Raw genomic sequence first — 26562 nt, 5'->3', positions numbered from 1 at the left:
GACGCCGTGATGATTGGAGACCGGAAGCATGATCTGACTGGTGCCTTTAACTGCGGGGTACACAGTATGGCTGTTGGTTATGGATATGGATCAGAGGACAAGCTGACGGCATGCCAGCCAACCCATTATGTCAAAACGGTGAAAGAGCTGATGCAATCTTTTACACGTATAGTGGTTTGAACAACTTCATTTCGATTTCGGCGTATGATCGGTTATAATGGTCATAACCAGTCGGAATGTCATTATTTTGAAGGGAGGGGCATGATTATGAAGGGAAGATTGCAGATGAGCTCTATGCAAAGTCTATTTGATGAACAACGGCGGTTGTTTGCATGGAGCGATAAGAAAGTTGCCGCCTGATTACCTCGTGTAGAGAGGCCGTTTATCTAATGGACTTTGCATCCTTAAAACCTTTATTTTAATTTTAAGGAGCAGAGCTTACCATGAAATATATAAACGCGGATATTATACTTCCAGAAGAATTGCTAAAGGAAGTTCAGAAATATGTACAGGGCGGGATGGTGTACATCCCGAAACCTGAAGGATTGCGCAAGAAATGGGGAGAAAATTCCGGCAGCCGGGTATATCTGAAAACGAGAAACCTGGAAATCCGGCAAAAGTTTGCTTCGGGTACCACGATCGATGAGCTTTCTTCTCAATTTTGTCTATCCTGCGATTCGATCAAAAAAATCGTATATACCAAAAACAAGTAATGACAAGTCACATTGGACTCGATTCTGATGTGGCTTTTTGCTATGCCAATAAAAATCTTTTCAATCCATTTGTTATATAGGCTTGGCAGGACTGCGCCAGTATAATAAGTCAGGAACGTTGTAACGAATCAAGGAGAGGTGAGACCGTGGATGATTTTTTTCGATTTGAAAACGAAGAGCAGCGGGGTAGACTGCTTGCAAGAGCTGAGAAGGTTGCCATGTCTGCACTTCAGTCCTATAACTTGCAATGGGTTGGCATTAGATTTATCGGCCTATCGGATACCATTACATATCAAATCCGGACTAACTTGGAAGAAACATATTTGTTGCGGATTCATTCAGACCGATGGAGCAGGAATGAAATCGAATCGGAACTTCAATTTCTGGATGTCCTTATTGCAACAGGAATCACAGTACCGACAGGTGTAGTCGCTTCCAATGGGTTAAGAGTGATGAAGATCGACACGGACCGAGGATTCCGATCTCCCTATGTCACTATCATGAGGTGGATGGATGGTGAGCATGTCATCGATAAACTTACAGAGGTTCAAGCTTTTCAGGTTGGGGCCATGATTGCGGGACTACACGAAGCAGCCATCGGTTTTGATTGGCCTTCTGCTTTTACTAGGCCCACATGGGGGATAGACAGCTATAGAACAGCTGTTGCCAAGCTGGAGCGATACGCAGAAACCTTTATGTCAGAAGTTTCTTGGGCACTGTATCAGCGTGCCGCTGAGAAGGTTTTATCAGAGCTTAACGCTATGACCGCTCATGATGGAAGTTATGGTCTCATTCATGCCGATTTACATTTGGGGAATATCGTGTTTGCAGGACAGTGTCCACAACCGATTGATTTTGGCAGATGTGGCTTCGGTTATTTTCTTTATGATCTGGCGGCGGTTATGCTGTCACTAGTTCCGAAGCAGCGATATAAGGTGATTGAAGGTTATAAGAGCGTGCGGAAGCTGGAGTCAGATTTCATTCGGACTTTGGAATGTTTTTTCATTATGATTATGATGGAGAATTATAGCCATCACGCCTCCAATCCAAGGGAGACGGATGGCTTGAAGGGTGAGCAGATCTATGCTTTAGCCTATATTCATGCTTTTTTGAACGGGAGTTCATTTTTGCTGAATGTGGTTCAGCCGGTGGACTAATCAATCAATGTCCAGTTGATCCCATCATGATAGAGGCGTATGATAAAATCATAGCGTGGCCTTTATGATGGGTGGCGTGTTTACCCGTTCACAGGGAATGATCCCCGTAACGGTCATGCACGTTGTTATGAACGTTTTATTTTGTGCTTAGCGGCATGATCCTGTAACTTGAAGTTGTACATTCTGGTTGCGGTCTATATCATCAATTCTAAAAAAGGGCGTCGATGGGCGTTCTTTTTTGTTTGGAGAATTTGGGAAGACTAAGCGGACCAGCTTTAGCCATTTGGACTTCGTTTTTTGATGATATAAATATTTTTTTGAAAAAGTGCAGGGGCAGCCGCCAAAGCTGACGTCTATTGTATTTGGGAAGGAGGGGAGAGCTATTGATGCGGAAACGTTAATCACGCGCATCCTGCAGGGTGAGCAAGAAGCCTTTCGGGAACTGGTGAACCATTACAGTCAGCACGTGTTCCATACGGCGTACTCGGTTTTGCGGGATGCCAAGGAAGCGGAGGATGCGTCGCAGGAAGTGTTTATTCAAGTATATAAAGCTCTCCCCCAGTACCGATCTGAAGGGTTTAAAACCTGGATTACGCGCATCACGCTAAATAAAGCGATTGATATGAAGAGGAAGCTTTCCCGTAAACCACCGGAGCAGCTGCCCGGTGAACATGATGAAGTGCTGGATAAACTCCCTTCCCGGGACGAAGATGTGGTCTCTCTGCTCATACATAAGGAGCGAAGAGAAGAGCTTCGAGAGAAGATCGAACAACTGCCGGACAATCACCGAGAAATTATAACGGCCTTTTATTTGGATGAGAAAAATTATGAACAGATTGCGACCGAGCTGAACGTTACGGTGAAGACCGTGGAGTCGAAGCTGTACCGGGCCAGACAATGGATTCGGAAATCCTGGAAGGAGGAGGAATGGAAATGAACGTTAAGGACAACAGGCTTAAACAGCTGACTGAACGCTATATTCGAGGGGAAGGTTCACTTGAAGAACGAACGTATTATGAAGAGCTCATGTTAACGGATGACAGTGTGCTGGAGTTATATATGCAATTGCTGGCAGAGCTTGATTCGGAACTCCCCAATCTGGCAGATCCTGAAGGGTTTGCGGATCAGGTGGTAGATCATGAGCACGTTAAGCCATACATTCGCAAAGAACCGTCGCAGATTCAGGAACGTCCCAAGCGCTGGTACGAACGCGCCATCGTTCACTATACCTTCGCCGCGTCCATTACCATGCTGTTCCTCTTTACCGGAGCATTCGACCGTCTTCTTCCCGGCGAGATCAGTGGTGAAGTTCCCTTATCGAACACTCCTTCTTACAGCGAGCAATTGATGAATAAAACAACGGGCTGGCTGGACCAGCTATTGTCCAGATAAGAAAATACGAAAGGAAGATGCCTAGTGCAACCGCAACGAAATAAAGGGTTCGCCTTCATATTAAATATCCTTCCGGGCCTCGGTCACTATTATTGGGGGAGGAAGGGACGCGCCCTGCTGTATCCACTATTATTCTTCGGAAGTTTGTTTGGAGGATTTCTGCTCGGCATCATGTCACACTCCGATTCGGTATTGATCCTGGGGATTCTCGGGGCGTTAATGATCTGGGGGATCAGCATGCTTGATCTGCTGGTCGCCTTAATCAGGTACACACCCGTCACGATTATCCATGACGAGTACGGCAGACCCATGGAAATTCGTCAGGATAAGAGCGACGAGTCGGAACGCTTCTACACGATTTTATTATCCTTCATTCCGGGCCTGGGACATTTTCAACTGGGCTTGATGCAGCGCGGACTGTCGTTTTTAATCGCATTTTTCGGTCTTGGGACGATCCTCCTGTTTCTGACAGGACTGACCCATGAATCCGTATTCCTGCTGTTTTTGGGGATGCTGCCCATTATATGGCTCTACTGCATGTTTGATGTTGTACAGCTCGTTCACCGCAAACAGGCCGGGGAGCTGCTGGAGGACCGTACGCTATTTGACGAACTGGAGAGCGGCCGGGAGAGCGGGCGCCGCAGCAAGGTGTTTGCCACCCTGTTATCCGCGCTCCCTGGAGCCGGGCAAATGTATCTGGGTCTGCAAAAACGCGGGCTTCAGCTCATGGTTCTGTTTCTGGGCAGCATTTATGTATTGGATGTGCTGAAGCTGTCCGTGTTCCTGTTTCTGATTCCGCTGATTTGGTTCTATGCGTTCTTTGACGGCCTGCAGCAAGTAAGCCGGTATGGCAGGGAACCGCTGCGGGATCGGCCGATCATCTCGGGGCTTGGACATCAACAGCGCTGGCTCGGGCTTGGACTGCTGATTCTGGGGATTTATTTTGTGTTTAACAGCTTTGTTATGCCGTATCTTGCGACGTATGTGGATTCCCGCTTCCGCGACTTGATGAAGACGGTAATCGTAGCGGTTCTCCTGATAGGGGGCGGAATCAAGCTGATGACAGGTTCGAAAAAAGGACCTGTGAGAGGAGAGCGTTCCTATTATGAATCCGACAACGAATAATATATCTATTCACGATTTGGCTGCCCCTCCATCGAAGTTTGCCCGGCAGTGGAGAGTCGGTACACTCTCCATGGGACTTTCCCTGCTTATACTCGGCTTGCTTGTCTTGTTATCAGCCTGGAAGGGTGTAGAGGTGTACAGTTCCGCTGTTAGATGGTGGCCCATCGTATTTGTCCTGTTAGGCACGGAAATCGTCGTGTATACGTTAATCTTTCGTAAGCAGGATACGGTTAGATACGATATGTTCAGCATTCTCCTTATTGGTTTTCTAACCTTCTGCTGCATTGGTATGGCAGCTTTAAGTGCAACTGGGTTGATGGAGCAGATTCGGCGTGAAACGATGGCTATACAGCAAACGATTCCGATACCGGACCAGAAGGTGGCCATACCGGACGAGGTTAAGAAAGTCATTGTTCAGGGCAGTTACAATCACAACATCAGGCAGGATGTTTCCAGTGCGGATGAGATGCTCATCTTTGGCAGTCTGCGGACGGAAGATTCTGAAATTTGGAGCCAAGCCGGGCTGCCTGCACTCATTCAAATCAAACAATCGGGTAATATTCTGTATGTTCAGCTGAACGATCCACCCCGTTATGCATTCAGGGGATCGTCTTCGTGGTTCGATGTGACGGTGTCCGTGCCGGCTTCGGTCAAAGTGGTCGTGAGGGACCGAAGCAGCTAGGGCAAAGCACATTACATAGACGGTGCATACAAGTCAATATGATGCTGGATAGCAGATCTAATATAATTGAAAAAGGCGTGGAGGGAGATATCGTGGCTAAGAATTTGTATTATCTGTTGTATATTGCTTTGTTTGTTGTAACCTGTTTGTTTATCGCGAATACGTATTCAACGCCTGAGCAGGTACCTATACCTGCCCTCTCTTTAACGGAGCATGATCAGAATCGGCTATAATCCATATAAGGACATAAAGTAAAACATCTAAAACGATCTGGATCGTTTTAGATGTTTTTTAGTTTTCGTTCAACCAGAATATAGATCAAGATAAAGACGATGAAAGTTGCGATACCGGTGGTTAAGAAATGGCCTGTAAGCCTGGCGATCAGCAGAAGGATGACACCGAACACCATCAGCAGCAGGCTGACGTAGGCATTGGCTGCTTTGAAGTTCCGTTCATTTTTAAGCGATGATGTGGTTTTATAAGCGTAAAAACTCTTGGAACTTTTAGGTGGAAGAAGAAAGAGGACCAACCCGTACAGAATAAACACAATGCCAATGGATAAACTTTCAAGCACCTCTACACGCTCCTCGGAAAAAATAGCGCCGGATGCACCCTGCAAACAGGTCGAGACAGGGTGCAAGCCACATGTCAAAGCGGCTGATCCCGGCTTGTTGAAGTTCTAATGGTGTTACTTGGTTGATTTATTTAGTACTGGCAGCATTGAGAAGAAGACGCCGATACGAGTATTCGAATATAAACTCGAACGCCTCCAGATGTTTTTTCGCCTCGAAGGCATTTTTTCCCCAAGCATAAATGCCGTGGTTGCGCAGCAAAACGCCGGGTACCGCAGGGTCAAGCGCATCTGGAACCAATTCGGCAATCCGCGGGATGTCGGCATAGTTCGGAAGGACAGGAATGCGAATCGCTGCATCTTCATCCCAGATGTTAAAGGCTTTGATCAGCTCGATTCCTTGAGCAGGTACATAACCTTGTTCACCATACCAGTCACTGATTAGATTGTTATCGATGGTGTGCACATGGAAAATGGCACCGCAGCCGGTCTTGCGATAAATCTCGCAGTGGATCAAGGTCTCCGCGCTAGGTTTTAAACCCGTTGCCTCACTTGGCGCACCGTCCTGATCCACGAATAAATAATCCTCTGGCGTATGTACGGACTTGTCCTTTCCGCTGGCGGTTACTGCAAAATAAAATTGTTCTGGCGAAAACTCGCCAACGCGTACCGAAAGATTACCGCTGGTGCCGGGGAACCAGCTTCTTGCAGCAAACAGCGCCTTGATTTCTTTAAGATCATGCAGCGCCGCCTGTTTCTGTTCAAGCGGGATATCTGAAAATGCCATTTACAGCACCTCCTGTTTAAACTTGTTTCTCATGTCATCCTGGATATCGGTAAATGTCTCAAACGGCACATGATGCACACCCAGCTTCCTGCACTGCTCGGTGAGCGTGGAACGGGAATAGACAAGATCGGCCTGCTTCGCGCCTTCGAAATCGGTAAGGCTGTCACCGATCAGGATCCGGTAATACTGATCAGCAGGGAATCGTTCCATTACGGTTACCTTGCACATGCCGCAGTCGTTGCGGCAAAATCCCTTGCAAGGATGGGGCCAGGTAATTTCAATGCGATCCCCTTCGAAATTCGAACCGTTGCAGAATATATGGTCGGCAGGGATGCCAAAAGGCTTCAGCAGCGGATCCACAAAGAAATCGATCCCCCCGCTGGTAACAAAAAACTCGATTTGTTCGGCTTCCAAATAGTCAAGGAATGCTCCGAATCCTTCGCGAATGCCTGCATGCTGAAGGACGAAATCCGTGATTTCGTCTCTCATGGAGGAAGGGAAGAGGGCGAACATGCGGCCCACGCCTTCCCGAATGGAGATGGAACGGTCAAGTGTATCCTGCATGACAGCTTCATAACCTTCCGGCTTGAAATGCTTCATAATGGCTACAATGTTGTCGTTATTTGTAATGGTTCCGTCAAAGTCGCAAAAAATAATCGGCTGTTTCTCTCCTGATGTCATACTTCTCCTCCCCAGATGTCCAGTGCGGCTTTCAGTTCCTCGTGTTCTTCGGCATAGTGGGCGAGCGGCACGGATTTCATCGTTGCCTCAATGGCTTGTACAAAGGCTTTGCCGCCCGCTTCGGTTCCCATCGGATGGCCGTGGATCCCGCCGCCAGCGTTGACAACCACATCGTTGCCGAAGTCCCGGATGATGCGCGGAACAAGTCCCGGATGAATTCCGGCAGACGGTACGGGCATGCTGCGCTTCACACGGAGTTTGGCACTATGCAGTTCGTCGCGGATGGCCAGATTCTCTTCTCTTGGCATCGTTACGGATCCGTAAGGAGAAGGGAAGAGCACCAGATCTGCTCCCGCTATCCGCATCAGCTGACCCAGCAGTACCGGAGCCGCTATCCCGTAGTAAGGAGACGGGTAAATCGCACCGGCAAGGGCAGGATGCGCCGCGATGGGGACCGTGATATCCGGATCGCTGCTTAGCTCGTGCAGAACATCGTATCCGTACGACAGCACATTGAAGAGCAGGGCATTTGCGCCGGCATCGATGGCGCGTAGTGCTTGCTCCCGCAGCTTCGAGGTTCGGCCTGTCAAATTGGCTGCGTACAGCAGTTTTTTACCTGTCTGCTGTTCGATATCAGCAGCGGCCTGAATGCACATGCGTACGCGTTGTTCGATCGGGGTCAGATCGTTCTCAAACAGGATTTCATCATCCTTGATCAGATCTACGCCCCCGAGTGCCTGACGGATGAATTGGGCTCTAAGCTCGTCCGCATTCAGCCCGATAACCGATTTGAAAATGCTCATCAGCAGCGGACGGTCGTGAACACCGAGAATATCGCGGATTCCGTCGATGCCGAACTTCGGTCCCGGAAATGCGCTAAGGAAGTCGGGAGACAAGTCCAGAGCGGTCAGCTTGATGCGCCCGTCCATGGAAATTTTGCCAAACACGGTCACGAGCAGGGCAGGAATATCGCGGCTAAAATTAATGTCGGGATACGCAATGCTAACATCCGCATAGCGGCTGCCTGGCTCCCAGCCTTCGTTAACCTGAATATCGACGACTTCTCCCAGATGCTTCTGCATCGCTTCGCGCTTGGCCTGCGGCAGTTCGGTCCAGCTGCCAACCGTCATGCCAACGGCAATGGAAGTCGCTTTTTTACGAAAATCCGCCTGATCGTCGTAGATACGGTAAGTTGCGATGCATTGGCTCATGAGATTTGCTCCTTCAGCATGGCGCCCATTTCTTTGGAACGCTCGGCGCAGCGGTTTACAGCGGCAATGACGGTTTCAAAAAAGTCTCCTTGATCGAGTGTCTCCAAGGCGGCTTGCGTGGAACCGTTCGGTGACGTAATCTTCGCACGCAGCGATGACGGCTGCTCTCCGGTCTGTTGGACCATCCGGGCGGCGCCCAGGATCGTTTGCAGTGTCAATTCACGGCTCTGCTCCGGTGACAGGCCGCCTCGAATGCCGGCTGCCGTCATGGCTTCCATCATATAATAGAAATAAGCCGGACCACTACCGGAAATACCGGTCAGGATATCCATCTTCTCTTCTTCAATAACGGTCACATTCCCTACAGCCTCGAACAGGGTAAGCACGAGCTGTCGTTGTTCTTCGCTGATTTCCTTCGAGAACGCAATTCCTGTGGAACCGAGTCCGATGGAGGCGGAAGTATTCGGCATTGTTCTTGCAATGGGCTGTTGGTTTCCAAGCAATGTTTGCGTGGTGTAGATGGACAGCCCGGCAATCACGGAGATGATCAATTGATCACTGGAGAGCTTCGGACCAAGCTCTTTCAGCGCTTTAGCTGCATCCTTCGGTTTCATCGCCAGCACGATTACCGGGGACGTCTTGAGAATTTCGATTTTGGCGGCATCGTCATTGTTGATCTGGACACCGTAACGCTCGCTCAGTTCCTGAAGACGATGGGCGTTGCTTCGATTCAACATCGTAATATTCTCGGGAAGCACGACGGAACGGCTCACTAAGCCTCGTACAATCGCTTCTGCCATCGAGCCTGCGCCGTAAAAGGTAATTGCTTTATCTATTAAAGGGCGGTTCTGTGGGGATTGGCACATCGTTGTTTCCTCCTTCATGGATAAATTGAATGATTTATTCGCGTATTTGACCACTACCGATAATAACATATTTGGAGGAAGTAAGCGCGGGCAGTCCCATAGGTCCACGGGCATGCAGCTTCTGGGTGCTGATGCCGATCTCGGCGCCAAAGCCAAATTCAAAGCCATCGGTGAAGCGGGTCGATGCGTTATGATAAACAGCCGCTGCGTCGATTTCCTGCAAGAAACGACTGGCATGATCTTCATTCTCCGTAACGATGCATTCTGAATGCTTCGTACCATAATTTGAGATGTGCTCGATGGCCTCATTCAGATGGTCCACAATTTTGATGTTCAAAATATAGTCGTTATACTCCGTTGCATAGTCCTCGGACGAAGCCAAGGCTGCCCAAGGCGCAAAGGCTTGTGTACGCTGGCATCCACGCAGTTCGACATTCCGTTCCCGAAACTCCTCCGCAAGGGCGGTCAGGTGCAGCTTGGCGTAATCGGCATGGACAAGCAAGGTTTCCATGGAATTGCAGACCGAAGGACGCTGCACCTTGGCATTGATACTAATCGCAGCAGCCATGTCCGGCTGTGCTGTGGCATCCAGGTAGGTATGGCAGATTCCGGCGCCGGTTTCGATGACCGGCACCGTGGCGTTCATGACAACGTTCTGGATCAGGGAGCTGCCGCCGCGCGGGATAATGACATCCAGCAGTCCGTTCAGCTTCAGCATTTCATCCACGGAGGAGCGGTTCGGATCTTCGATAAGCTGAAGAGCTTCCTTAGGCAGTGCCGTGCGCTCCATGGCTTCATGAAGCACCTCGATCATTTTGCGGTTGGAGGAAAGCGCAGACGAGCCGCCGCGCAGCACGACTGCATTGCCTGTCTTCAAGCATAGCCCGGCTGCATCCACCGTCACGTTCGGACGTGCTTCATATATAATGCCTATGACCCCGATCGGAACACGTTTCTTCACGATACTCAGCCCGTTCGGGCGGTCAATGCTTTCCAAGGTGTCGCCGATCGGGTCCGGCAGCTCGACGATCTGGCGCAATCCTTCGGCAATCCCCTCAATGCGGGATTCATTCAGAGCCAAGCGGTCCAGCAGGGAGGCAGAGGTGCCGAGCTCCTTGCCGCGGCGAAGATCCTCCGCATTTGCTTCGATAATATCGGCCGTACGCCGGATCAAAGCGTCTGCCATGATAAGCAGAGCCTGGTTTTTCTCCTCCGTGTTCAGCCTGCCGATACGGAGCGCGGCATTTTTGGCTAACTGGGCCTTGTTTTGTACCTCACTCATGATGATTCCTCCTTATTGACATATATAGTGATGGTGAGCTGACTATTTTAGCGTGATCCATTCGTCGCGGTGAATGACCTCCAGGCGATGGACTTCGCCGATGATTCCGATCACTTGACTGCTCGGTAAACCGAGCACGGCCTGGAGCTGGTCCTCATCATAATTCACGATTCCCCTGCCGAGCCTCTCGTTGCCAATGTTCACAACCTCCACAACATCCCCGGCATGGAAACTGCCCTCGATCCGTTTCACGCCAACCGGCAGAAGGCTGTTGCCCCCGTGAATCAGCGCTTTCTCCGCACCCGGATCGACTACAATCCGGCCTAGCGGCGAGGACATAAAGCCGAGCCACTGTTTTTTCATGGGAAGAGATGAGAGATGTGTGGCAAAATAGGTTCCCTTGCCTGTATGCTCCAATGCCTTCAGCAGATCGCCGGTTTCGTTGGCTTTGCCGATGAAGACGGGAACGCCGCCGCGGGTTGCGATTTTGGCCGCATCGATTTTGGAACGCATGCCGCCTGTGCCTACGCTGGAGCCCGCTCCACCAGCCATGCTGTAAATCTCCTCGGTAATTTCATGAATTTCCTCGTATTTGGTTGCATCCGGCGATTTACGGGGATCTGCCGTGTATAATCCGTCCGTATCGGTCAGAATGATAAGCTGCTGCGCCCGGACAAGATTGGCTACAAGTGCGGATAACGTATCGTTATCACCAAACTTCAGCTCGTCAATCGACACGGTGTCGTTCTCGTTGATGATCGGAATGACTCCCTGCTTCAAAAGCTCGGTGATGGTCATGTTGGCATTATTCATGCGTTTGCGGTTCGCGAAGTCCGTTCTGGTCAACAGAATTTGCGCAGCTTTCAGCTGATGATCGGCCAGCGCATTCTGATAAGCCCGCATCAGCAGTGCCTGACCCAGAGCGGCTGCCGCTTGCTTCTCGTGCAATTGCCGCGGCCTCGTTTCATAACCGATATCCCGGAACCCGGCGGCTACGGCTCCAGATGTAACGAGCAGAACTTCATGACCAGCACTTCGCAGCGCAGAGAGTTCGCCTGCAAAAAAAGCAATGGAGTCCAGGTTCAATCTACCTTCATCTGTTGTAAGGGAACTGCTTCCGATTTTTACGACGATGCGAGAGAGCATCGTGATCACTTCCTTGTATTTATGATAGTGGCTGCAGCTGCTTGAATCCAAAATGGATAATAAAAAAACTTCCGTCCTGTATGAAAAAGGACGAAAGTTTAACTTCCGCGGTACCACCTTTGTTGATGAGCGCAGCTCATCCGGCTTTAGCCCTGTAACAGAAGGCACTGTCCTGGCAAGCCAGGCCGCTCGGGGGTAGGATTCGGAAAGGAGGTCACGGCAAATTCTTTCAGCCCATGGAATTTGCTCTCTTTATCGTACCGTATGCTTTCGTACTGGTCCCGTCTTCGCGTTTGAAACTGCATTCGATTGTTACTGCAAGAATAGCACATCGTTTTTGTTTTTTCAAAAGGAAATAGGCTAGCCGAACAGGTTAAGCTTGCCAATGCGGTAAGCGGCTTCCCGCATTCTGTCTTCGCTGCTCAACAGGCCAACGCGGACATACCCCTCACCATGGTCTCCAAAGCCGACGCCAGGCGCAACCGCTACCTTGGCTTCCTCCAGCAGCAAGTCGGCAAAGGCTACCGACGTATAGCCTTTCGGAACGGGCAGCCAGCTGAAGAAGGAACCCGGCGGTTTCTGGGCTGCCCAGCCGATTTCCGCAAGGGCGCCATAGAAGGCGTCCCGTCTTGATTCGTAACGGGCTACAAGCTGCTCGACGCAGTTTTGCGATGAGGTAAGGGCTGTAGCCGCTGCTGCCTGGATGCCGCCAAACAGGCTGACATAGATATGATCCTGCATCTGGTTGATCAGTGAAATAATCTTCATGTTCCCCAGGGCAAAGCCGACTCGCCATCCGGCCATGTTGTAGGTCTTGGAGAGCGTGTAGAATTCTACGCCAACTTCTTTGGCGCCTTCTGCCTGCAAAAAGCTGACCGGACGCTTGCCATCAAATCCAATGGCACCATAGGCAAAATCACTGGCAACCGCAATGCCGTGTTCTGCGGCAAAAGCCACCGTATCCTCGTAGAACGATAATGGTGCAACCGCGGATGTTGGATTATTGGGATAATTCAAAAACATGAGTTTCGCCTTTTCCCTGTCTGCAGGTGTTATTGCATCATAATCAGGCAGAAACTGATGGTCTTCGGTTAACGGCATGAATGTCATCTGCGCCCTGGCCAGTGCTACGCCCGACCAGTAATCCGGGTAACCGGGGTCCGGGACAAGGCAAACATCGCCCGGATTAAGCAGGATTTGCGGCAGCTGCACGAGCCCGGTTTTTCCTCCAAACAGAATCGCTACCTCGGTTTCCGGATCCAGGTCCACGTTATAGTCCTCCTTGTACCGGTGCGCAATGGCTTCCTTCAGGAAGGAGAAGCCGGTAAATGGCGAATATTTGTGGAACTGCGGATTGTCCGACGCTTCCTTAAGACTGGATACGATATGTGGCGGTGTGGGTTGATCGGGATTCCCTTGGCCGAGATTAATCACATCGTGTCCTAACGCAACCTGGCGGTTTACCTTGGAGACCAAGGTGGCGAAAAATTGCGTAGGCAGCTGGGACATGATCTCAGCCGGCTCTATATGGAAATCTTTTAATTTTCTGTTCATCGCAGGTTCATCACTCCGTTATCTATTTACGCTCGAATCGATTGGGGTCTTGAAAACAATTAGGATTAATTTAACACGATTTATCAGGGGTGTATAGAGGGAAATGGGGCTTGGGTGTTGCAGTTGCTGGGCTGAGGAGGCTATGATGAGGACATATAGCATCGGATGAATCAAAAAAACGAAGCAAGATCCATGTTGAAAAACAAGATCCGGCTTCCCCGACGTGATTCATTCCGACTAACAGGAGGTTGCAAGATGACGGAAACAGCCAAGGCTCAGTTACATATTGCGCTTATACAAGCGAATATAGAGATAGGCAACGTAAATGCCAATATGAATAACATGCTGGAATTGATGGAGAAGGCCGCGTCCGCCAATACGAAGCCGGATGTGATCGTGCTGCCGGAGATGTGGAACACAGGGTACGCGCTCGACCGGATTCAAGAGCTGGCCGATCCCATGGGACAAGAAACTTCATCCATGCTGAGCGATTTCGCGCGGAGGCACCGGATTCAAGTGGTTGGCGGATCTGTAGCTGAAAGAGTGGACAATGAAATCTATAACAGCATGTATGTGTTCAATCGGAACGGGGAGCAGGTCGCTAAATATTCCAAAATCCATCTGTTTCGCCTGATGGACGAAGAGAAGCATTTGCAAGCAGGCCAGCATACCGTAGCCTTTGATCTGGATGGAATCAAGGCAGGCGCGTCTATATGTTACGATATCCGGTTTCCGGAACTATCACGCACTCTTGCCCTAGGCGGCGCTCAAGTGCTGTTTGTGCCTGCGGAGTGGCCTCATCCGCGCCTGCATCACTGGAGAACCCTGCTTATGGCAAGAGCGATCGAGAATCAAATGTACGTGGTTGCCTGCAATCGTGTAGGAACCAGCGGCGATACGGACTTCTTCGGACACTCCATGATAATCGATCCTTGGGGCGAGGTCATTGCGGAAGGGGATGAGCAGGAAACCATTCTGACAGGTACGCTTGATCGTAATCTCCCGGATGAAGTGAGAGGGCGGATTCCGGTGTTTGAGGATCGTCGTCCGAATTTGTACTTTCAATAGCCTGCTCTATGATCTCTCCTCTAAAAATGTAAGTTTCATCTGTGCAGAGGCGGGTATACTATGGGTAATCCGTCTGAGAGGAGGCTTGGAATCATGGCAGAGAACAACCCATTCGACAGCCGAAACAATGAGCAGGAAGAAGAACAGAAAGAGCAGTTCCGCAGCTTTGTTGAAAACGTAGCCGGTGGAAGCAATGGAAAAAACGAATCGATTCAGGATCAGTCTCGCACCGCAGATGAACAGAATCGAATGATTGACAAGCATAACCTGCGCAAGTAGACGATTACACATGATGGGACTTCCGGTCTTTCATTGATTGTAAAAAAAGAGGCTCTGCCTGGTCATGGGGTCAGTCCCGTCCCCATTGACCACGTACAGAGCCTCTTTTTTGTTACGGCATCATTTATCCTGAACGCTTGTAACCACAAGGTTGTCCATGACCTGCTTGAAGGTGTCGATAAACGCATCCGCCGCTTTGGACAAATAGCGGCCGTGGCGATAGGCCACAACCAGTGTGCGGCTCGGAACCGGCTCGGCGAGCGGCAGGTATACCGGAATAAACTCGCTTCGTTTTGCCCGGGCGATAAATCGAGGCACCAGCGTTACTCCCATTCCGGTAGCAACAAGAGATTGGAGAGTCTCGATGTTGCTGCTCTCAAACACGATATTCGGCTCAAAACCGGCTTCCCGGCATAGATCTAGGGTAAGCTTTCGGAAGCCCTGGCCTTTCTTGAGCACGACGAAGGCTTCATCGCGGATTTCATCCAATGTGATCGGCCTGACAGGATCAGAGGTTGCCCGCTGGGCAAGCGGGTGCTGCGGAGGCACGGCCAAATCGATCATTTCCTCACCGATGGGAACCCAGGACAGCGACGGTTCGGAGAGCGGAAGCGCAAGCAGGCTGAGGTCGGCTTTGCCGCTGGCGGTAAGCTTCTCCAGATTCATGGAGGAATCCTCCAGGAGGGTGATTTCAATATCGGGGTAGCCCTGTTTAAATGCAGGCAGGACCCTTGGCAGCAGATGAGAACCTGTAATCGGCATGCTGCCAACGACGACTTTGCCTTTGCGGAGCTGGGAAATGTCCGACATTTCCTGTTTCAGCTGCTCGACGGCATCCATAATCTTCTGGGCATGCTCAACGAAGCTGGCACCGGCATGGGTAAGCTCAACGTTGCTCGTATTGCGCTGGAACAGCAGAACGCCGAGCTCCTTCTCCAGCTTGGAGAGCTGCTGGCTAAGTGAAGGCTGCGCGATATGAAGTTTCTCGGCTGCGCGCGAGAAGTTTTTATCGGCTGCGATTTGCAGCGTATATTGCAGTTGTCTAAGTTCCATAAATATATCACTCCGTTATAGCTGAATCCTATTACATCTATAGATATTATATCTTGGATCAATGAAGAAGGAAATGTTATATTACTATCAACGTAAAGATGATGCGTTGCAGGTCTTCCTTTTTAAGAAGAATGCAAGTATTGATCTTCCATATGAACGTAATGAACAATGGGGTGATAATGATGAGTAAAAAGACAATGTTCGAAAAGATTTGGGATAACCACGTTATTCATCAGGAAGAAGGCAAGCCGGGTATTTTGTACATCGACCTGCATTTGGTGCATGAGGTGACTTCCCCGCAAGCATTTGAAGGTCTGCGTCTTAGCGGCCGCAAGGTTCGACGTCCTGAATTGACGTTTGCGACGATGGACCACAACGTTCCAACTAAGGATCGCTTCAACATTACGGATCCGATCTCGAAGCAGCAAATCGATACCCTGACCAAGAACTGTCAGGATTTCGGCGTTACCTTGTACGATCTGGATACGATTGATCAAGGCGTTGTGCACGTTATGGGCCCAGAGCTGGGACTGACTCATCCAGGTAAAACCATTGTATGCGGTGACAGCCATACCTCCACCCACGGTGCGTTTGGTGCGCTTGCGTTCGGTATCGGTACGAGCGAGGTTGAGCATGTCATGGCAACTCAATGCTTGCAGCAGGCAAAAGCAAAGACGATGGAAGTGCGTTTTGTCGGTCATCGCAATCCGGGCGTAACGGCGAAGGACATGATCCTCGGCGTTATCGCGAAGTACGGAACGGATTTTGCAACAGGCTATGTTATTGAATATACAGGGGAAGCTATTCGCGAGTTGTCGATGGAAGAGCGCATGACCGTGTGCAACATGTCCATCGAGGGCGGAGCAAGAGCGGGCATGATCGCTCCGGACGAGACGACATTCGAATACTTGCGCGGACGTCAATATGTACCTCAAGGCGAAGCTTATGATGCTGCGGTAGCGACATGGAAGGAACTTGTGACAGACGAAGGCGCCGAGTTTGATGTGGTTGTTGAATTCGATGTTGAAACGCTGATCCCTCAAGTAACCTGGGGAACGAGCCCCGGAATGGGTACTGACATTTCTTCGGCGGTTCCAAACCCGGCGGATTTCAAGACCGAGAATGAGCGCAAGGCTGCCGAGAAGGCTCTTGAGTACATGGACCTTGTTCCGGGGACGCCCATCTCAGAGATTCCGATTGATTACGTCTTTATCGGTTCTTGCACGAACGGACGCATTGAGGACTTGCGTGCTGCCGCATCTGTTGCAAAAGGCCATAAAGTCTCCAGCAATGTGACAGCTATCGTTGTACCAGGATCGGGCCGAGTGAAGATTCAGGCGGAAAAAGAAGGCCTCGATAAGATTTTTGTTGAAGCCGGATTTGAATGGCGTGAAGCAGGCTGCAGCATGTGTCTTGCGATGAACCCGGATGTTCTTAAGCCTGGACAACGCTGCGCCTCCACGTCCAACCGTAACTTCGAAGGACGTCAAGGTCGTGGCGGCAGAACGCATCTCGTATCGCCGGCAATGGCAGCAGCGGCTGCAGTTAAAGGACGCTTCGTGGATGTACGTGACTGGAACTTTGCAGCAGAAGAAGTTGTGAGCTAAGAAGGACGGAGGAGAAATATATGCAAGCATTTACGAAACTAAACGGTATTGTCGCACCCGTGGACCGGGTGAATGTAGATACAGACGCCATTATTCCTAAGCAGTTTTTGAAACGGATCGAACGAACAGGGTTTGGCCAGTATTTGTTTTACGAATGGCGTTTTGACGAGGCGGGAGGCAATATCGACAGCTTCTCGCTGAATCAGCCCCGTTATCAGGGATCCACCGTTCTAATCTCCCGCGCCAACTTTGGCTGCGGATCTTCCCGCGAACATGCACCTTGGGCCATCCTGGACTACGGTTTCCGTGTTGTCATCGCTCCATCGTTTGCGGATATTTTCTACAATAACTGCTTTAAGAACGGGATCCTGCCGATCAAACTGTCGGAGGAGCAAGTCGAGGAATTGTTTCAGCGTACAGATGCCACGGAAGGCTATAAACTGAACGTAGATCTGGAGAGCAAAACGATTACCGATGAACAAGGACTTCATATTGACTTTGATCTTGACGAGCATCGCCGCCAATTCCTGCTTCAGGGCTTGGATGACATCGGTTTGACGCTGCAGCATGAGAGTGCAATTGAAGCCTATGAGAAGAAGCATGGGGACCGTCTGTTCGCTTAATCTAGCTAATGACTCTACAAAAGGTTACAAGATTATTAAACTTCCATTTCCTGTGTAGGAAATGGAAGTTTTTTTTGGTATTATGGAATTAATATGCAGCGGTTATGATGGGAACCAACGTTTTATGTCAGTATTTGTCCGGCTGGACCTGGGCCGGAATGCTGATTTACATACTTTTAGCACTTCTCTTTTTTGCTTCATTTGCTTTTCAAATTCAATCATGGGATGATCGAGGTGGATTCATGAAGAAGTTAGGGTTTGTAATGGTGTTAATAGTCTTCTTGCTGGCGTTTCCAAGGACTGGTGAAGCCAGTTCTTCAAGCGCAACTATTTTTCTTGACGGGCAACAATTGAATTTGTCTTCGGGCGTCCAAGTAGCCAATATGAAGGGTAATGTGATGATTCCGATACGCGTAGTGTCAGAGAATCTCGGCTTCAAGGTAGGATGGGAGAAAGCCAGTCAAACCGTAACAGTTGAGAATAGCCAGAAGACGGTTCGTATGGTGGTAGGCAGCCCGCAAGCAGAGCTGAACGGCGCATCGGTAGATTTGAATTTGGCACCCGTACTGAATGGGCAGACCACACTTGTGCCGCTTCGGTTTGTAAGTGAGCAGATGGGTCTTGATGTGAAATGGGACAACCAGACCAAAGCGGTATTCCTGTCTAGTTCCATTCCGCCGGTCTCCGAAGTGGAGATTGATCCTGGCTACGAGAACAATACAGGAAACGAGACGCCACCACCTGTTGAATCGAGTAACCAGCCAGCGATGACGGGGCTTAGCTTTAGCGACAACCGATTAATGATTGCTACAGAGGGTGGTGCCATAGCACCGAATGTGTTCAGTGTAACCGGACCAGATCGGATTGTTATCGATCTTCCGAACACGGTATTCTCCGCTTCATTTTTGGCTGGACATGCCGTGAACGTCCAAAGCGGCGGCAATATGGCCGTCACAGACTCCCCTGACGTGACCAACATACGATATGCACTCTTCAGCGATAATCCTTCAACCGTGCGCATCGTTCTGGATCTGACAGGACCTAAAAACTATGCGGTAACCAATGAATCGGGCATCATCATGGTTGATCTGAACGCTGAGGGGGATATCCTGGTACCGCCTGTGCCTCCTGTCAACAGTAACGGCAAGAAGATTGTTGTTATTGATGCCGGCCATGGTGGAATCAAGCCTGGATCGATCAGCCCTTCAGGAAGGACGGAAAAAGCATTTAATCTGGACGTTTCCCTCAAGGTCGAAGCATTGCTGAAAAAGGAGAAAAATATCCATGTGGTGATGACTCGCAGCGATGACTCACACCTTGAGCTTAGTGATCGCGTTAAAATTGCTAATAATTTGAAAGCTGATATATTTGTATCCATTCACGGAAACAGCAACCCGTCCAGCAGTCCAAATGGTACTGAGACGTATTATACGAGAGATTCAAGCAAATCTTTGGCGAATGTGATCCATAAACATCTGGCAAAAGCGACGGGTCTTAAAGATCGAGGAGTTAAATACAGCAGTCTTCATGTTACAAGAGAAACAACAATGCCGGCTGTCCTGCTTGAGGTTGGATTCTTAAGCAACAAGGGTGACGAAGCCCAGTTGTTTAATGACGATTTTCAAAATCGTGTTGCACAAGGCATTGTAGCGGGTATTAAAGAATATCTTAAAGTACAATAACTTGTACAGGATTTGATGAACTTAGAGGGGGACAAAAACGATGAACAAAAAATATTGGATGACAGGATTGCTGGCGCTTCTGCTTGCGTTTAGCGCCGGATGTGGACAGAAGCCGGCTGCAGCCCCCGCCGACACGAGTCCGGAGTCTTCATCAGGACAAGCGCAAACGCCTCAGGAGGATCCTGATCATGCGGCAACTGGTGATCTTAACGAAGCAGCGCAAACCGTAAACGCAAGCGAGGGGACAACTAATTCGCCGCAGAATACGGCTGGTGAAGGTACTGGCACCCCAGCCGATACGAAGGACGTGAATGCGACGGAGACTCAAGCCAAGAAGGCCAATATTAAACTCTATTATACGGATCCGGAAATCATCGATTTGAAAGAAGCCAGTAAAGAGATTACGTATTCGAATGAAGAGGATAAGTATACAAAAGCCTTTGAAGGACTTCAAAAGAGCAGCGATGCGGAACTGAATCCGTTGTGGTCAGAGCAGATCACTCTGAATTCACTCAAGTTTGACAAGGGGGCGTTGACGCTGGACATTACCAAGCCGGCCGAGGCTAACCTCGGAGCGGGGGGAGAAATGTTTGCGCTTGATGCCTTACGGAAAACCTTCTTTCAGTTCGATGAAGTGAAATCCCTTGAACTTCTGGTTGATGGCAATCAGACGGAAAGTTTGATGGGGCATGTAGAGCTTGAACATCCGATGACTCGAAACTAGTTACAAAGAACTAACGATAAGTTTCATATGAAGGTCCAAACACCTATTTCGATTTTTGAAATAGGTGTTTTTATGGTAAAAAGGGAACAATTTCGCAACTTTCATTCAGACTCGGCGTCTATAGGTTGTCAGGTAATGTCGGACAGGCCGAGTGCAGAAACGCCAATCTATGGCAAAATAATAGGATGGTAGGGGTGAAGGATGAAGAAGTTCGGTTTTTTAATGTTTCTGGTTGTCATCATGATTGCGTTTCCTAAAATGGCGGATGCGAGTTCGTACAGCGCAAAAATTTACCTGGATGGTCAACAAATCAATCTGTCATCTGGCGTGAAGGTGGAGAACAACAACGGCACAGTCATGGTTCCGATCCGTGTCATTTCCGAAAATCTCGGATATAACGTGAATTGGAACAAGGCAAGTCAGACGGTAACTGTCCAAGACGGCTCACAGAAAGTAACGATGGTAATTGGGAGCCAGTATGCTGACATTAACGGCCAGCGTGTACAAATGGCCAAAGCACCCGTTCTGCGCGGTGGAACAACACTGGTTCCGATCCGTTTCATAAGTGAGCAGATGGGACTTGAGGTTAGATGGGACAATGCCCAGAAGGCGGTCTACCTTACTTCATCCAACGGCGGGAGTAATCCTGGTGAACAACCTGGAGGAAACACGTCGACGGTGGATGGCCTCAGCTTTAGTGAGAACAGGCTGATGGTTGCCGTTACAGGGAATGCCAAGCCGAATGTATCTAAATTGAGCAATCCGGATCGTATCGTCATTGATATGGAGAATACGAATTTCTCGGATACATTCAGCAGCAACGCCAGTTTTAATGATGCAACAAAGAGCGGTCAATTGACGGTTTCGGGATACCCGGATGTGAAAATGGTCCGCTACTCCTTGTATAACAGCAATCCGATGACCGTGCGCATCGTTATTGATCTGAACTCCGCCAAAAATTACACCGTATCAGGCCCAGAGAACGGATCAGGCCTGTTCATTGTCGATCTGAACACAACTACGAACCCTACACCGGATCCGGGTACGGGCGGCAAGAAACTCGTGGTTATCGATGCGGGTCATGGAGACCACGATCCGGGTGCAATCGGTGTAACCAAGAAGAAGGAAAAAGATTTCAATCTTGCGGTGGCGTTAAAGGTTGAGAAGTTGTTGGCCAAAGAAAAAAATATCCAAGTTGTCATGACTCGCAGTAACGATACTTTCCTCGAGCTGAAGGATCGCGCGAAGATTGCGAACGATCTGAAGGCAGATGTTTTCATATCGATACATGCTAATAGTGGCCCTTCCACTGCAAGCGGAACCGAAACGTATTATTACAATGAATCTGACAAAGCGCTGGCGAATGCGCTCCACAAAGAGATCGTTCAAGCCATGGGCTTAAAAGACCGTGGCGTGAAATATGGCAATTTCCATGTCATTCGTGAAACGAAAATGCCGGGTGCTCTGTTGGAGGTAGGATTCCTGAGCAACAAAACCGATGAGAGCAAGCTGTTTGATCCCGCGACGCAGGATCGCGTAGCTGCGGCTATTGTCAGAGGCATTAAAAATTATTTGAAGGTTGATTAACGATACGAAAGTTATCGTGATTTGCAGGAGGTGGCTATTTTTGAATAAAAAAATATGGTCAGTTGGATTATTGGCAGCCGTCATGCTGGTTGGAGCAGGCTGTGGAGAGAAACCGGGCGCAGCACCGGACGATACACCGGGGCAAGTTACGCCTGCACCTGATGATCAAACAGGACAAGGGAACGGCGGAGTTTCCAATGGATCGGGTGGCGGTAATGAAACGACCACACCGGATGTGAAAACAGAGAGCATCAAAGCCTACTATACCGACCCTGAATTGATGGAGTTGGTTGAAGGCACCGCGGATATTTCATATAAAGAAGCCAATGAAAAATACGAAGCGGCATACAAGGCTCTCCAAAAAAGTGATAACGCCGAAATGATTCCCTTGTGGGAGAAAATCGAGCTGAATTCGGTGAAGTTCGAAAACGGGGCTTTGACGATCGACGTTACGGTTCCTGATGAAGCCAACTTGGGAGCAGGAGGAGAGTCATTTGCTGTCCATGCGATCAAGAAAACCTTTTTCCAATTCGACGAAGTCAAATCACTTCAGCTCCTGGTAGATGGTCAGCAGGCCGAATCGTTGATGGGGCATGTCGATTTGGAAAATCCTATGACTCGGTAATGATGGTTGAAGGAGATCACGTTCTGCTGTCGAATATTAGTATATGATGAAGCAGTAGTTATTGAGAGGGGAAAGAAAATGGTACTTAGACACAGCAAACATGTTCATTCCAAAAAAGTGGTCTCCGCCGTCATGGCCGGACTTATAGCATTCGGAGGCGGGGCTTCGATCGTCTCGGCAGATGAAGAAACGGCAAACGCACCAACAGCAAATGCAGCCCAATCGGCCATTAATGTATTCAGTGATGTTAGTTCCGGTTACTGGGGAGAGAAGTACATTTATCAATTGGCGGCACAAGGGATCGTAACCGGGAATAACGGAAAATTCCGTCCGAATGATCCCGTAACACAGCAGGAAGCTGTAACGATGGCGATCCGGTTTTTAAACATGCAGAATCAATTAAGCAGCGGTGCTGCGACATTACCGACAAATATTAAAGTGAATGACTATTTTACGAAATATGTTGAACTGGCTTTTCAGCAAAACCTGCTCGACAAGCAAAAGGAATCCGGTTATACGGATCAGAAAGTCATTTGGGGCGCGCAGAAAGCATCCCGCGAATGGATAACCGAAGTGCTTGTCCGTTCCATTGGACGTACCACGGAGGCCAATGCAGCCAAAAATAAAGCGACAGGCTTTGCGGATAACGCCAAAATAACCCCCGACCGTCTGGGCTATGTTAATGTAGCGGTTGAGCTGGGGCTTGCCAAAGGGCTCGCCGGCAACAAGTTCGATCCGCAGGGGGCTGTGACTCGTGCCCAGCTTGCAACGTTCTTCAGCCGGGCACAAGCCTACATTACGACCAATTATGAGAATCAATACAAAGGCTCCATTGCTTCTCTTGAGAACGGTAAATTGGAGCTGTATGCGGATGGCAAGCTGAATTCGTTCAAGCTGGATGCTTCCACGGCATACTTTGCATCCGATTCCGAGAAGAGATTGCAATTCTCAGATATCAATCCGTATACACAAGCCGTGGTGGTTGTTAATAACGGTACGGCTGCCTATGTAGAAATTACGGACGCAACCCAACAGGTGGAGCGGTTCGACCGCACCTATGCAAGGTTGTCGCCCAACAACGTGATTTGGCTGGATACAGGCAGTACCTTTGAGGAGCTAAGCTACGAAACAACCACCGTATTCCTGGATCAGAACGGCAACAAAATTGATCCGAAAACATTGGCAGCAGGCAGCCTGCTTACCATTGAGCGTGAAACCTACAGTCCGCAGAAGAAAATCGTGGCTATTCGCGTGAAGAGCGGCCTGGTTAACAAGACTGGAGCTGGCGTAGTTCAGAACGTTGACACGGCAAACAAAAAAGTAACGCTCAAGGATAGCACCGGTTATGAGGATTCGTACACGTGGGATGATGCAACGGTGATTCGTTACCAGAATCAAATCCTGACGCCGGCTGAGCTGAAAACGGGTTTCACCGTGAACTTCACCGTGAAAAACAGCATCTTGCAATCGCTCGAGGTTACGCAAAGCGTCGATCGAACCGTGCAAGCGACATTGTATTCCGTTGAAGATAACGGAAAGACCATCACCTACAAGCGCAGCGGAAGCACACAGCTCGAAACGAAGTTCTTGGCGGAGAAGCCTGAGATCATTATGAGCGGCGTAGTAAAGCCGGTGTTGTCCGATTTGTTGGCTGATTCGGTATCCGGCGATCAAGTGACACTTACCATCAATGGTGAGGAGAGAATCACCAAGATCGAAGTGACCGGGCGTCAGATGGAGCAACTGGACGCGGTCACCATTGTAAACTATGATTCGAAGACGCATTGGCTGACGGTCAAGGATGCCAACAACCAGCCTAGAGTCATTATCCTGGATGACAAGACAAAGCTGGAATCTAGCAACGGAACGACGCTTGACAAAGTGGAGCCGCTGCTTGGCGCAGGGCGCAAAGTGAGTGTGACCTTGATTGGAACCCGCGCGCTGTCATTAGAAGTGGTTTACAAAGTTGAAGGCAAAATCAGCAGTATCAACACGTCCAAGAAAATCATTTCCATTCTGTCTGCGAATGGCAAAGTGGAAGAGATACCATATAACAGTGCTCTGATTGTGGATATCTTCGGAAAATCGAATGCGTCCCTGGCCGATGTACGTGTGGGTGACGAAGTGTCGGCCCAGTTGTCAACCAACCAGGACTACTTGCAGAGCTTAAAGCTCAAAACTTCGGCTCAATTTGAGGTTGTCTTTACGGAGCCTTCGAAGAACCGAATTCGTGTAAAATCGGGGGGCACTACAAGCGATATTTATACCGACAAGGCTACCTTGACGGGAGACAGTGGACAAGCGATCCTGCTTGCAGATCTGCGTCCCGGAACACTTGTTAATATCACACTTCAAGGTACAACGGCCGTTGCCGTTGCCGAAGTCAAATTGACCCTTGGTGAAGTTACGGGTATAGATACTTCCGGTAATATGCTGACAGTGAAGGATCATTCCGGCAACACTCAGACACTGGGTGTAAGCGGCGGTGTAAAAGTTGTTAAGAATGGTTCTACGGCAACGAATTTGAGCACGTTGGTCTCCGGCGATCGCGTAGAGATCCGCAAGGACATTCAAGGCGTCACCATCGTGAACGTCATGGAGAAACTTGAACGTGCATTCTGGCTGGCGAACAACTCGGAAATTCAAGTGAAGCGTAAATCGATTAACGATAATTTCCGGTATGCATTATCTGATAAAGTATTTGTTCATCAAGGTGACACTACTTTGTCCGTGCAATCCCTCAAGGAAAATGATAATATTGTACTGTACTTAAACAACGGTGTCGTTGTAGAGATCGTAAAACAGTAGATTATCTACTTGGGATTGCTCGAGAAACACCGTCTTGATGCGGGGATTTCCGCATCAAGATTTTTTTTTGCGGGAGGGAATTCATATGAATGCGGCAACGGTGCGGCATATTCTGGATACGATGGAGAGCATGTTCCCAGATGCACATTGCGAGCTGGTTCACAGCAATGCGTTTGAGCTGACCATCGCCGTGCTGCTATCCGCGCAGTGCACGGATGAAACGGTGAATAAAGTGACCAAGGATCTGTTTCAGAAATACAAAACACCTTTGGATTATGTATCTGTCCCGATTGAGGAACTTGAACAGGATATTAGACGGATCGGCTTGTATCGCAACAAGGCCAAACATATTCAGAATCTGTGCAGTATTCTGATCGAGCAGTATGGCGGTGAGGTACCGGAAGCTCATGATGAGCTGGTCAAATTACCGGGCGTAGGACGTAAAACAGCCAACGTCGTGGTCTCCAATGCTTTTGGTGTACCTGCTATTGCGGTTGATACGCATGTGGAAAGGGTATCCAAGCGTCTGGGACTGGCCGGCTGGAAAGATTCCGTGCTGGAAGTGGAGAAAAAGCTGATGAAGCGGGTGCCGCGTGAGGAATGGACGCTGACACATCATCGCATTATTTTTTTCGGAAGGTATCACTGTAAAGCCCAAAATCCGCAATGTCAGGTGTGCCCTCTGCTGGATGTTTGCCGCGAAGGAAAGAAGCGTATGAAAACCTCAGCAGTCAGGAAGAATAAGGAACAAACGAAAATCAGCAAGAAATAGACAAAAAAGAAGTTCAGCCGATTCGGTGTGATGAACGCCTTCGAACTGCCAGCGAAGCAGACGAGATCTTTAAGTTAGAATATCGCTCGCCTTTGTCTCCGGATTTCTATCTCAGCCCCAAAAGCGAATGGAAATCTGGAAATAACAGTGAACGGGATTGACTTCTTCGCAAATCGGGAGAGGACGGCAACCTGAATCAGCATGAGCCAAATTTAAAAGAGGATGGGATTACACATGAAATGCATCTCTGTTTACACCGACAATTTTGAATTGTTCTCGGATATTTTTGAACATGTGGTGGAGAGCCAAAGCCAACTGAGCGAAAACGAAGAACAAGAAGTTGAAGGTGTTACGTTCAGCCACTCCGGGGATGCTCCGGAGCATTATTTGGAGCGTATGTCGCAAAAGCCGGAAGTGGTTGTTATGCGCGATAAATCACGCGGTCTGACTATTCTTCAGCACGGGAATGTATTTGAAATTTTGATTCCGGCCGAAGAAAATACCGTTGTATCTTAAGAGCTTCCCATTTTAATGTTTTAAAATATTGGATATCCTGGCACTAGCATG

At 49.2% G+C, this 26562-nt stretch carries 28 protein-coding genes and 1 other annotated feature; of the genes, 19 read left to right on the top strand and 9 right to left on the bottom strand.

All coding sequences use genetic code 11. The features are described 5' to 3' along the window. Nucleotides 1–9: 9 nt before the first annotated feature. The 8 genes from WDY75_RS19715 to WDY75_RS19680 all read left to right on the top strand — a co-directional run bounded on the left by WDY75_RS19715 (nt 10) and on the right by WDY75_RS19680 (nt 5302). Nucleotides 10–180, top strand: coding sequence for an HAD hydrolase-like protein (locus WDY75_RS19715; protein ID WP_231888043.1), 171 nt, complete (start codon nt 10–12; stop codon nt 178–180). 263 nt (nt 181–443) lie between these two features. Beyond that, entirely contained in the window at nt 444–713 is a 270-nt protein-coding gene (locus WDY75_RS19710; protein WP_006209534.1) for a CD3324 family protein, read from the top strand. A gap of 146 nt (nt 714–859) precedes the next feature. Then, a complete protein-coding gene (locus WDY75_RS19705; RefSeq protein WP_063479197.1) occupies nt 860–1870 on the top strand; it encodes a phosphotransferase enzyme family protein in 1011 nt (336 codons plus the stop codon). A gap of 325 nt (nt 1871–2195) precedes the next feature. Beyond that, on the top strand, nt 2196–2807 hold the full coding sequence (locus WDY75_RS19700) for an RNA polymerase sigma factor (RefSeq protein ID WP_006209537.1): 612 nt from the start codon (nt 2196–2198) through the stop codon (nt 2805–2807). Further along, entirely contained in the window at nt 2804–3262 is a 459-nt protein-coding gene (locus WDY75_RS19695) for a hypothetical protein (protein ID WP_063479198.1), read from the top strand. Before WDY75_RS19700 ends, WDY75_RS19695 begins: the two co-directional genes overlap by 4 nt. A gap of 24 nt (nt 3263–3286) precedes the next feature. Then, the gene (locus WDY75_RS19690) at nt 3287–4387 is read left to right on the top strand and encodes a hypothetical protein (RefSeq protein ID WP_036636915.1); all 1101 of its coding nucleotides are present in this window, start codon (nt 3287–3289) and stop codon (nt 4385–4387) included. Then, nucleotides 4368–5069 carry a hypothetical protein gene (locus tag WDY75_RS19685; protein ID WP_063479199.1) on the top strand — a complete coding sequence of 234 codons (702 nt, stop codon included), beginning with the start codon at nt 4368–4370 and terminating at the stop codon, nt 5067–5069. The genes WDY75_RS19690 and WDY75_RS19685 overlap by 20 nt, the downstream gene beginning before the upstream one ends. A 92-nt stretch (nt 5070–5161) precedes the next feature. Then, entirely contained in the window at nt 5162–5302 is a 141-nt protein-coding gene (locus tag WDY75_RS19680; protein WP_164481448.1) for a hypothetical protein, read from the top strand. A 47-nt stretch (nt 5303–5349) separates the two neighbouring features. Here the strand turns inward: WDY75_RS19680 and WDY75_RS19675 are convergent, their stop codons facing one another. The 8 genes from WDY75_RS19675 to WDY75_RS19640 all read right to left on the bottom strand — a co-directional run bounded on the left by WDY75_RS19675 (nt 5350) and on the right by WDY75_RS19640 (nt 13167). After that, nucleotides 5350–5643 (bottom strand): SdpI family protein, encoded by a 294-nt coding sequence (locus WDY75_RS19675; protein ID WP_036636917.1) that lies wholly within the window; start codon nt 5641–5643, stop codon nt 5350–5352. Between the two features lie 127 nt (nt 5644–5770). Next, on the bottom strand, nt 5771–6427 hold the full coding sequence (locus WDY75_RS19670; RefSeq protein WP_063479200.1) for a methylthioribulose 1-phosphate dehydratase: 657 nt from the start codon (nt 6425–6427) through the stop codon (nt 5771–5773). Continuing rightward, on the bottom strand, nt 6428–7108 hold the full coding sequence (locus WDY75_RS19665) for a 2-hydroxy-3-keto-5-methylthiopentenyl-1-phosphate phosphatase (RefSeq protein ID WP_063479201.1): 681 nt from the start codon (nt 7106–7108) through the stop codon (nt 6428–6430). Next, a complete protein-coding gene (locus WDY75_RS19660) occupies nt 7105–8319 on the bottom strand; it encodes a 2,3-diketo-5-methylthiopentyl-1-phosphate enolase (protein WP_063479202.1) in 1215 nt (404 codons plus the stop codon). The genes WDY75_RS19665 and WDY75_RS19660 overlap by 4 nt, the downstream gene beginning before the upstream one ends. Continuing rightward, nucleotides 8316–9185, bottom strand: coding sequence for a pyrroline-5-carboxylate reductase (proC, locus tag WDY75_RS19655; RefSeq protein WP_006209546.1), 870 nt, complete (start codon nt 9183–9185; stop codon nt 8316–8318). Before proC ends, WDY75_RS19660 begins: the two co-directional genes overlap by 4 nt. A 34-nt stretch (nt 9186–9219) precedes the next feature. After that, nucleotides 9220–10467, bottom strand: coding sequence for a glutamate-5-semialdehyde dehydrogenase (locus WDY75_RS19650; RefSeq protein ID WP_063479203.1), 1248 nt, complete (start codon nt 10465–10467; stop codon nt 9220–9222). Between the two features lie 42 nt (nt 10468–10509). Further along, nucleotides 10510–11613, bottom strand: coding sequence for a glutamate 5-kinase (gene proB / locus WDY75_RS19645; protein ID WP_231888115.1), 1104 nt, complete (start codon nt 11611–11613; stop codon nt 10510–10512). Nucleotides 11614–11696: 83 nt separating this feature from the next. Then, nucleotides 11697–11910, bottom strand: a binding site (T-box leader). Between the two features lie 63 nt (nt 11911–11973). Then, entirely contained in the window at nt 11974–13167 is a 1194-nt protein-coding gene (locus WDY75_RS19640) for a pyridoxal phosphate-dependent aminotransferase (protein ID WP_063479204.1), read from the bottom strand. A 255-nt stretch (nt 13168–13422) separates the two neighbouring features. On the opposite strand from WDY75_RS19640, the gene WDY75_RS19635 reads away from it, so the two are divergent. Together WDY75_RS19635 and WDY75_RS19630 are read left to right on the top strand one after the other, a co-directional pair. Further along, nucleotides 13423–14235 carry a carbon-nitrogen family hydrolase gene (locus WDY75_RS19635; RefSeq protein WP_063479205.1) on the top strand — a complete coding sequence of 271 codons (813 nt, stop codon included), beginning with the start codon at nt 13423–13425 and terminating at the stop codon, nt 14233–14235. A gap of 93 nt (nt 14236–14328) precedes the next feature. Next, nucleotides 14329–14514, top strand: coding sequence for a hypothetical protein (locus tag WDY75_RS19630; protein ID WP_036636931.1), 186 nt, complete (start codon nt 14329–14331; stop codon nt 14512–14514). Between the two features lie 120 nt (nt 14515–14634). On the opposite strand, the gene WDY75_RS19625 is transcribed toward WDY75_RS19630, so the two are convergent. Further along, complete coding sequence (locus WDY75_RS19625) at nt 14635–15567, bottom strand: LysR family transcriptional regulator (protein WP_063479206.1); 933 nt, start codon at nt 15565–15567, stop codon at nt 14635–14637. A gap of 182 nt (nt 15568–15749) precedes the next feature. Between WDY75_RS19625 and leuC the strand changes: the two genes are divergently transcribed. From leuC to WDY75_RS19580, 9 genes are all read left to right on the top strand, one after another. Continuing rightward, nucleotides 15750–17174: a 3-isopropylmalate dehydratase large subunit gene (leuC, locus tag WDY75_RS19620; protein WP_063479788.1), complete on the top strand. Its 1425-nt coding sequence runs from the start codon at nt 15750–15752 to the stop codon at nt 17172–17174. A 20-nt stretch (nt 17175–17194) separates the two neighbouring features. Further along, nucleotides 17195–17797, top strand: a complete 603-nt coding sequence (gene leuD / locus WDY75_RS19615) for a 3-isopropylmalate dehydratase small subunit (protein ID WP_036636936.1) — start codon at nt 17195–17197, stop codon at nt 17795–17797. Between the two features lie 242 nt (nt 17798–18039). After that, nucleotides 18040–19479, top strand: a complete 1440-nt coding sequence (locus WDY75_RS19610; protein ID WP_040680543.1) for an N-acetylmuramoyl-L-alanine amidase family protein — start codon at nt 18040–18042, stop codon at nt 19477–19479. Between the two features lie 40 nt (nt 19480–19519). Beyond that, nucleotides 19520–20203 (top strand): GerMN domain-containing protein, encoded by a 684-nt coding sequence (locus tag WDY75_RS19605; RefSeq protein WP_006209559.1) that lies wholly within the window; start codon nt 19520–19522, stop codon nt 20201–20203. A gap of 201 nt (nt 20204–20404) precedes the next feature. Next, entirely contained in the window at nt 20405–21790 is a 1386-nt protein-coding gene (locus WDY75_RS19600) for an N-acetylmuramoyl-L-alanine amidase family protein (protein ID WP_006209560.1), read from the top strand. A 40-nt stretch (nt 21791–21830) separates the two neighbouring features. Then, nucleotides 21831–22415, top strand: coding sequence for a GerMN domain-containing protein (locus WDY75_RS19595; protein ID WP_063479207.1), 585 nt, complete (start codon nt 21831–21833; stop codon nt 22413–22415). Nucleotides 22416–22493: 78 nt separating this feature from the next. Further along, nucleotides 22494–25223, top strand: a complete 2730-nt coding sequence (locus tag WDY75_RS19590; protein ID WP_006209562.1) for an S-layer homology domain-containing protein — start codon at nt 22494–22496, stop codon at nt 25221–25223. An 85-nt stretch (nt 25224–25308) separates the two neighbouring features. Further along, nucleotides 25309–25995 carry an endonuclease III gene (gene nth, locus WDY75_RS19585; protein ID WP_006209563.1) on the top strand — a complete coding sequence of 229 codons (687 nt, stop codon included), beginning with the start codon at nt 25309–25311 and terminating at the stop codon, nt 25993–25995. Nucleotides 25996–26229: 234 nt separating this feature from the next. Then, on the top strand, nt 26230–26511 hold the full coding sequence (locus WDY75_RS19580; RefSeq protein ID WP_006209564.1) for a hypothetical protein: 282 nt from the start codon (nt 26230–26232) through the stop codon (nt 26509–26511). The last annotated feature ends 51 nt before the right edge of the window (nt 26512–26562 follow it).

The organism is Paenibacillus glucanolyticus (genome assembly GCF_037333485.1).
Classification (GTDB): Bacteria; Bacillota; Bacilli; order Paenibacillales; family Paenibacillaceae; genus Paenibacillus_AQ; species Paenibacillus_AQ glucanolyticus.
The sequence above is the reverse complement of the archived record's forward strand: the minus strand, read 5'-3'. Positions and strand labels throughout refer to the sequence as shown.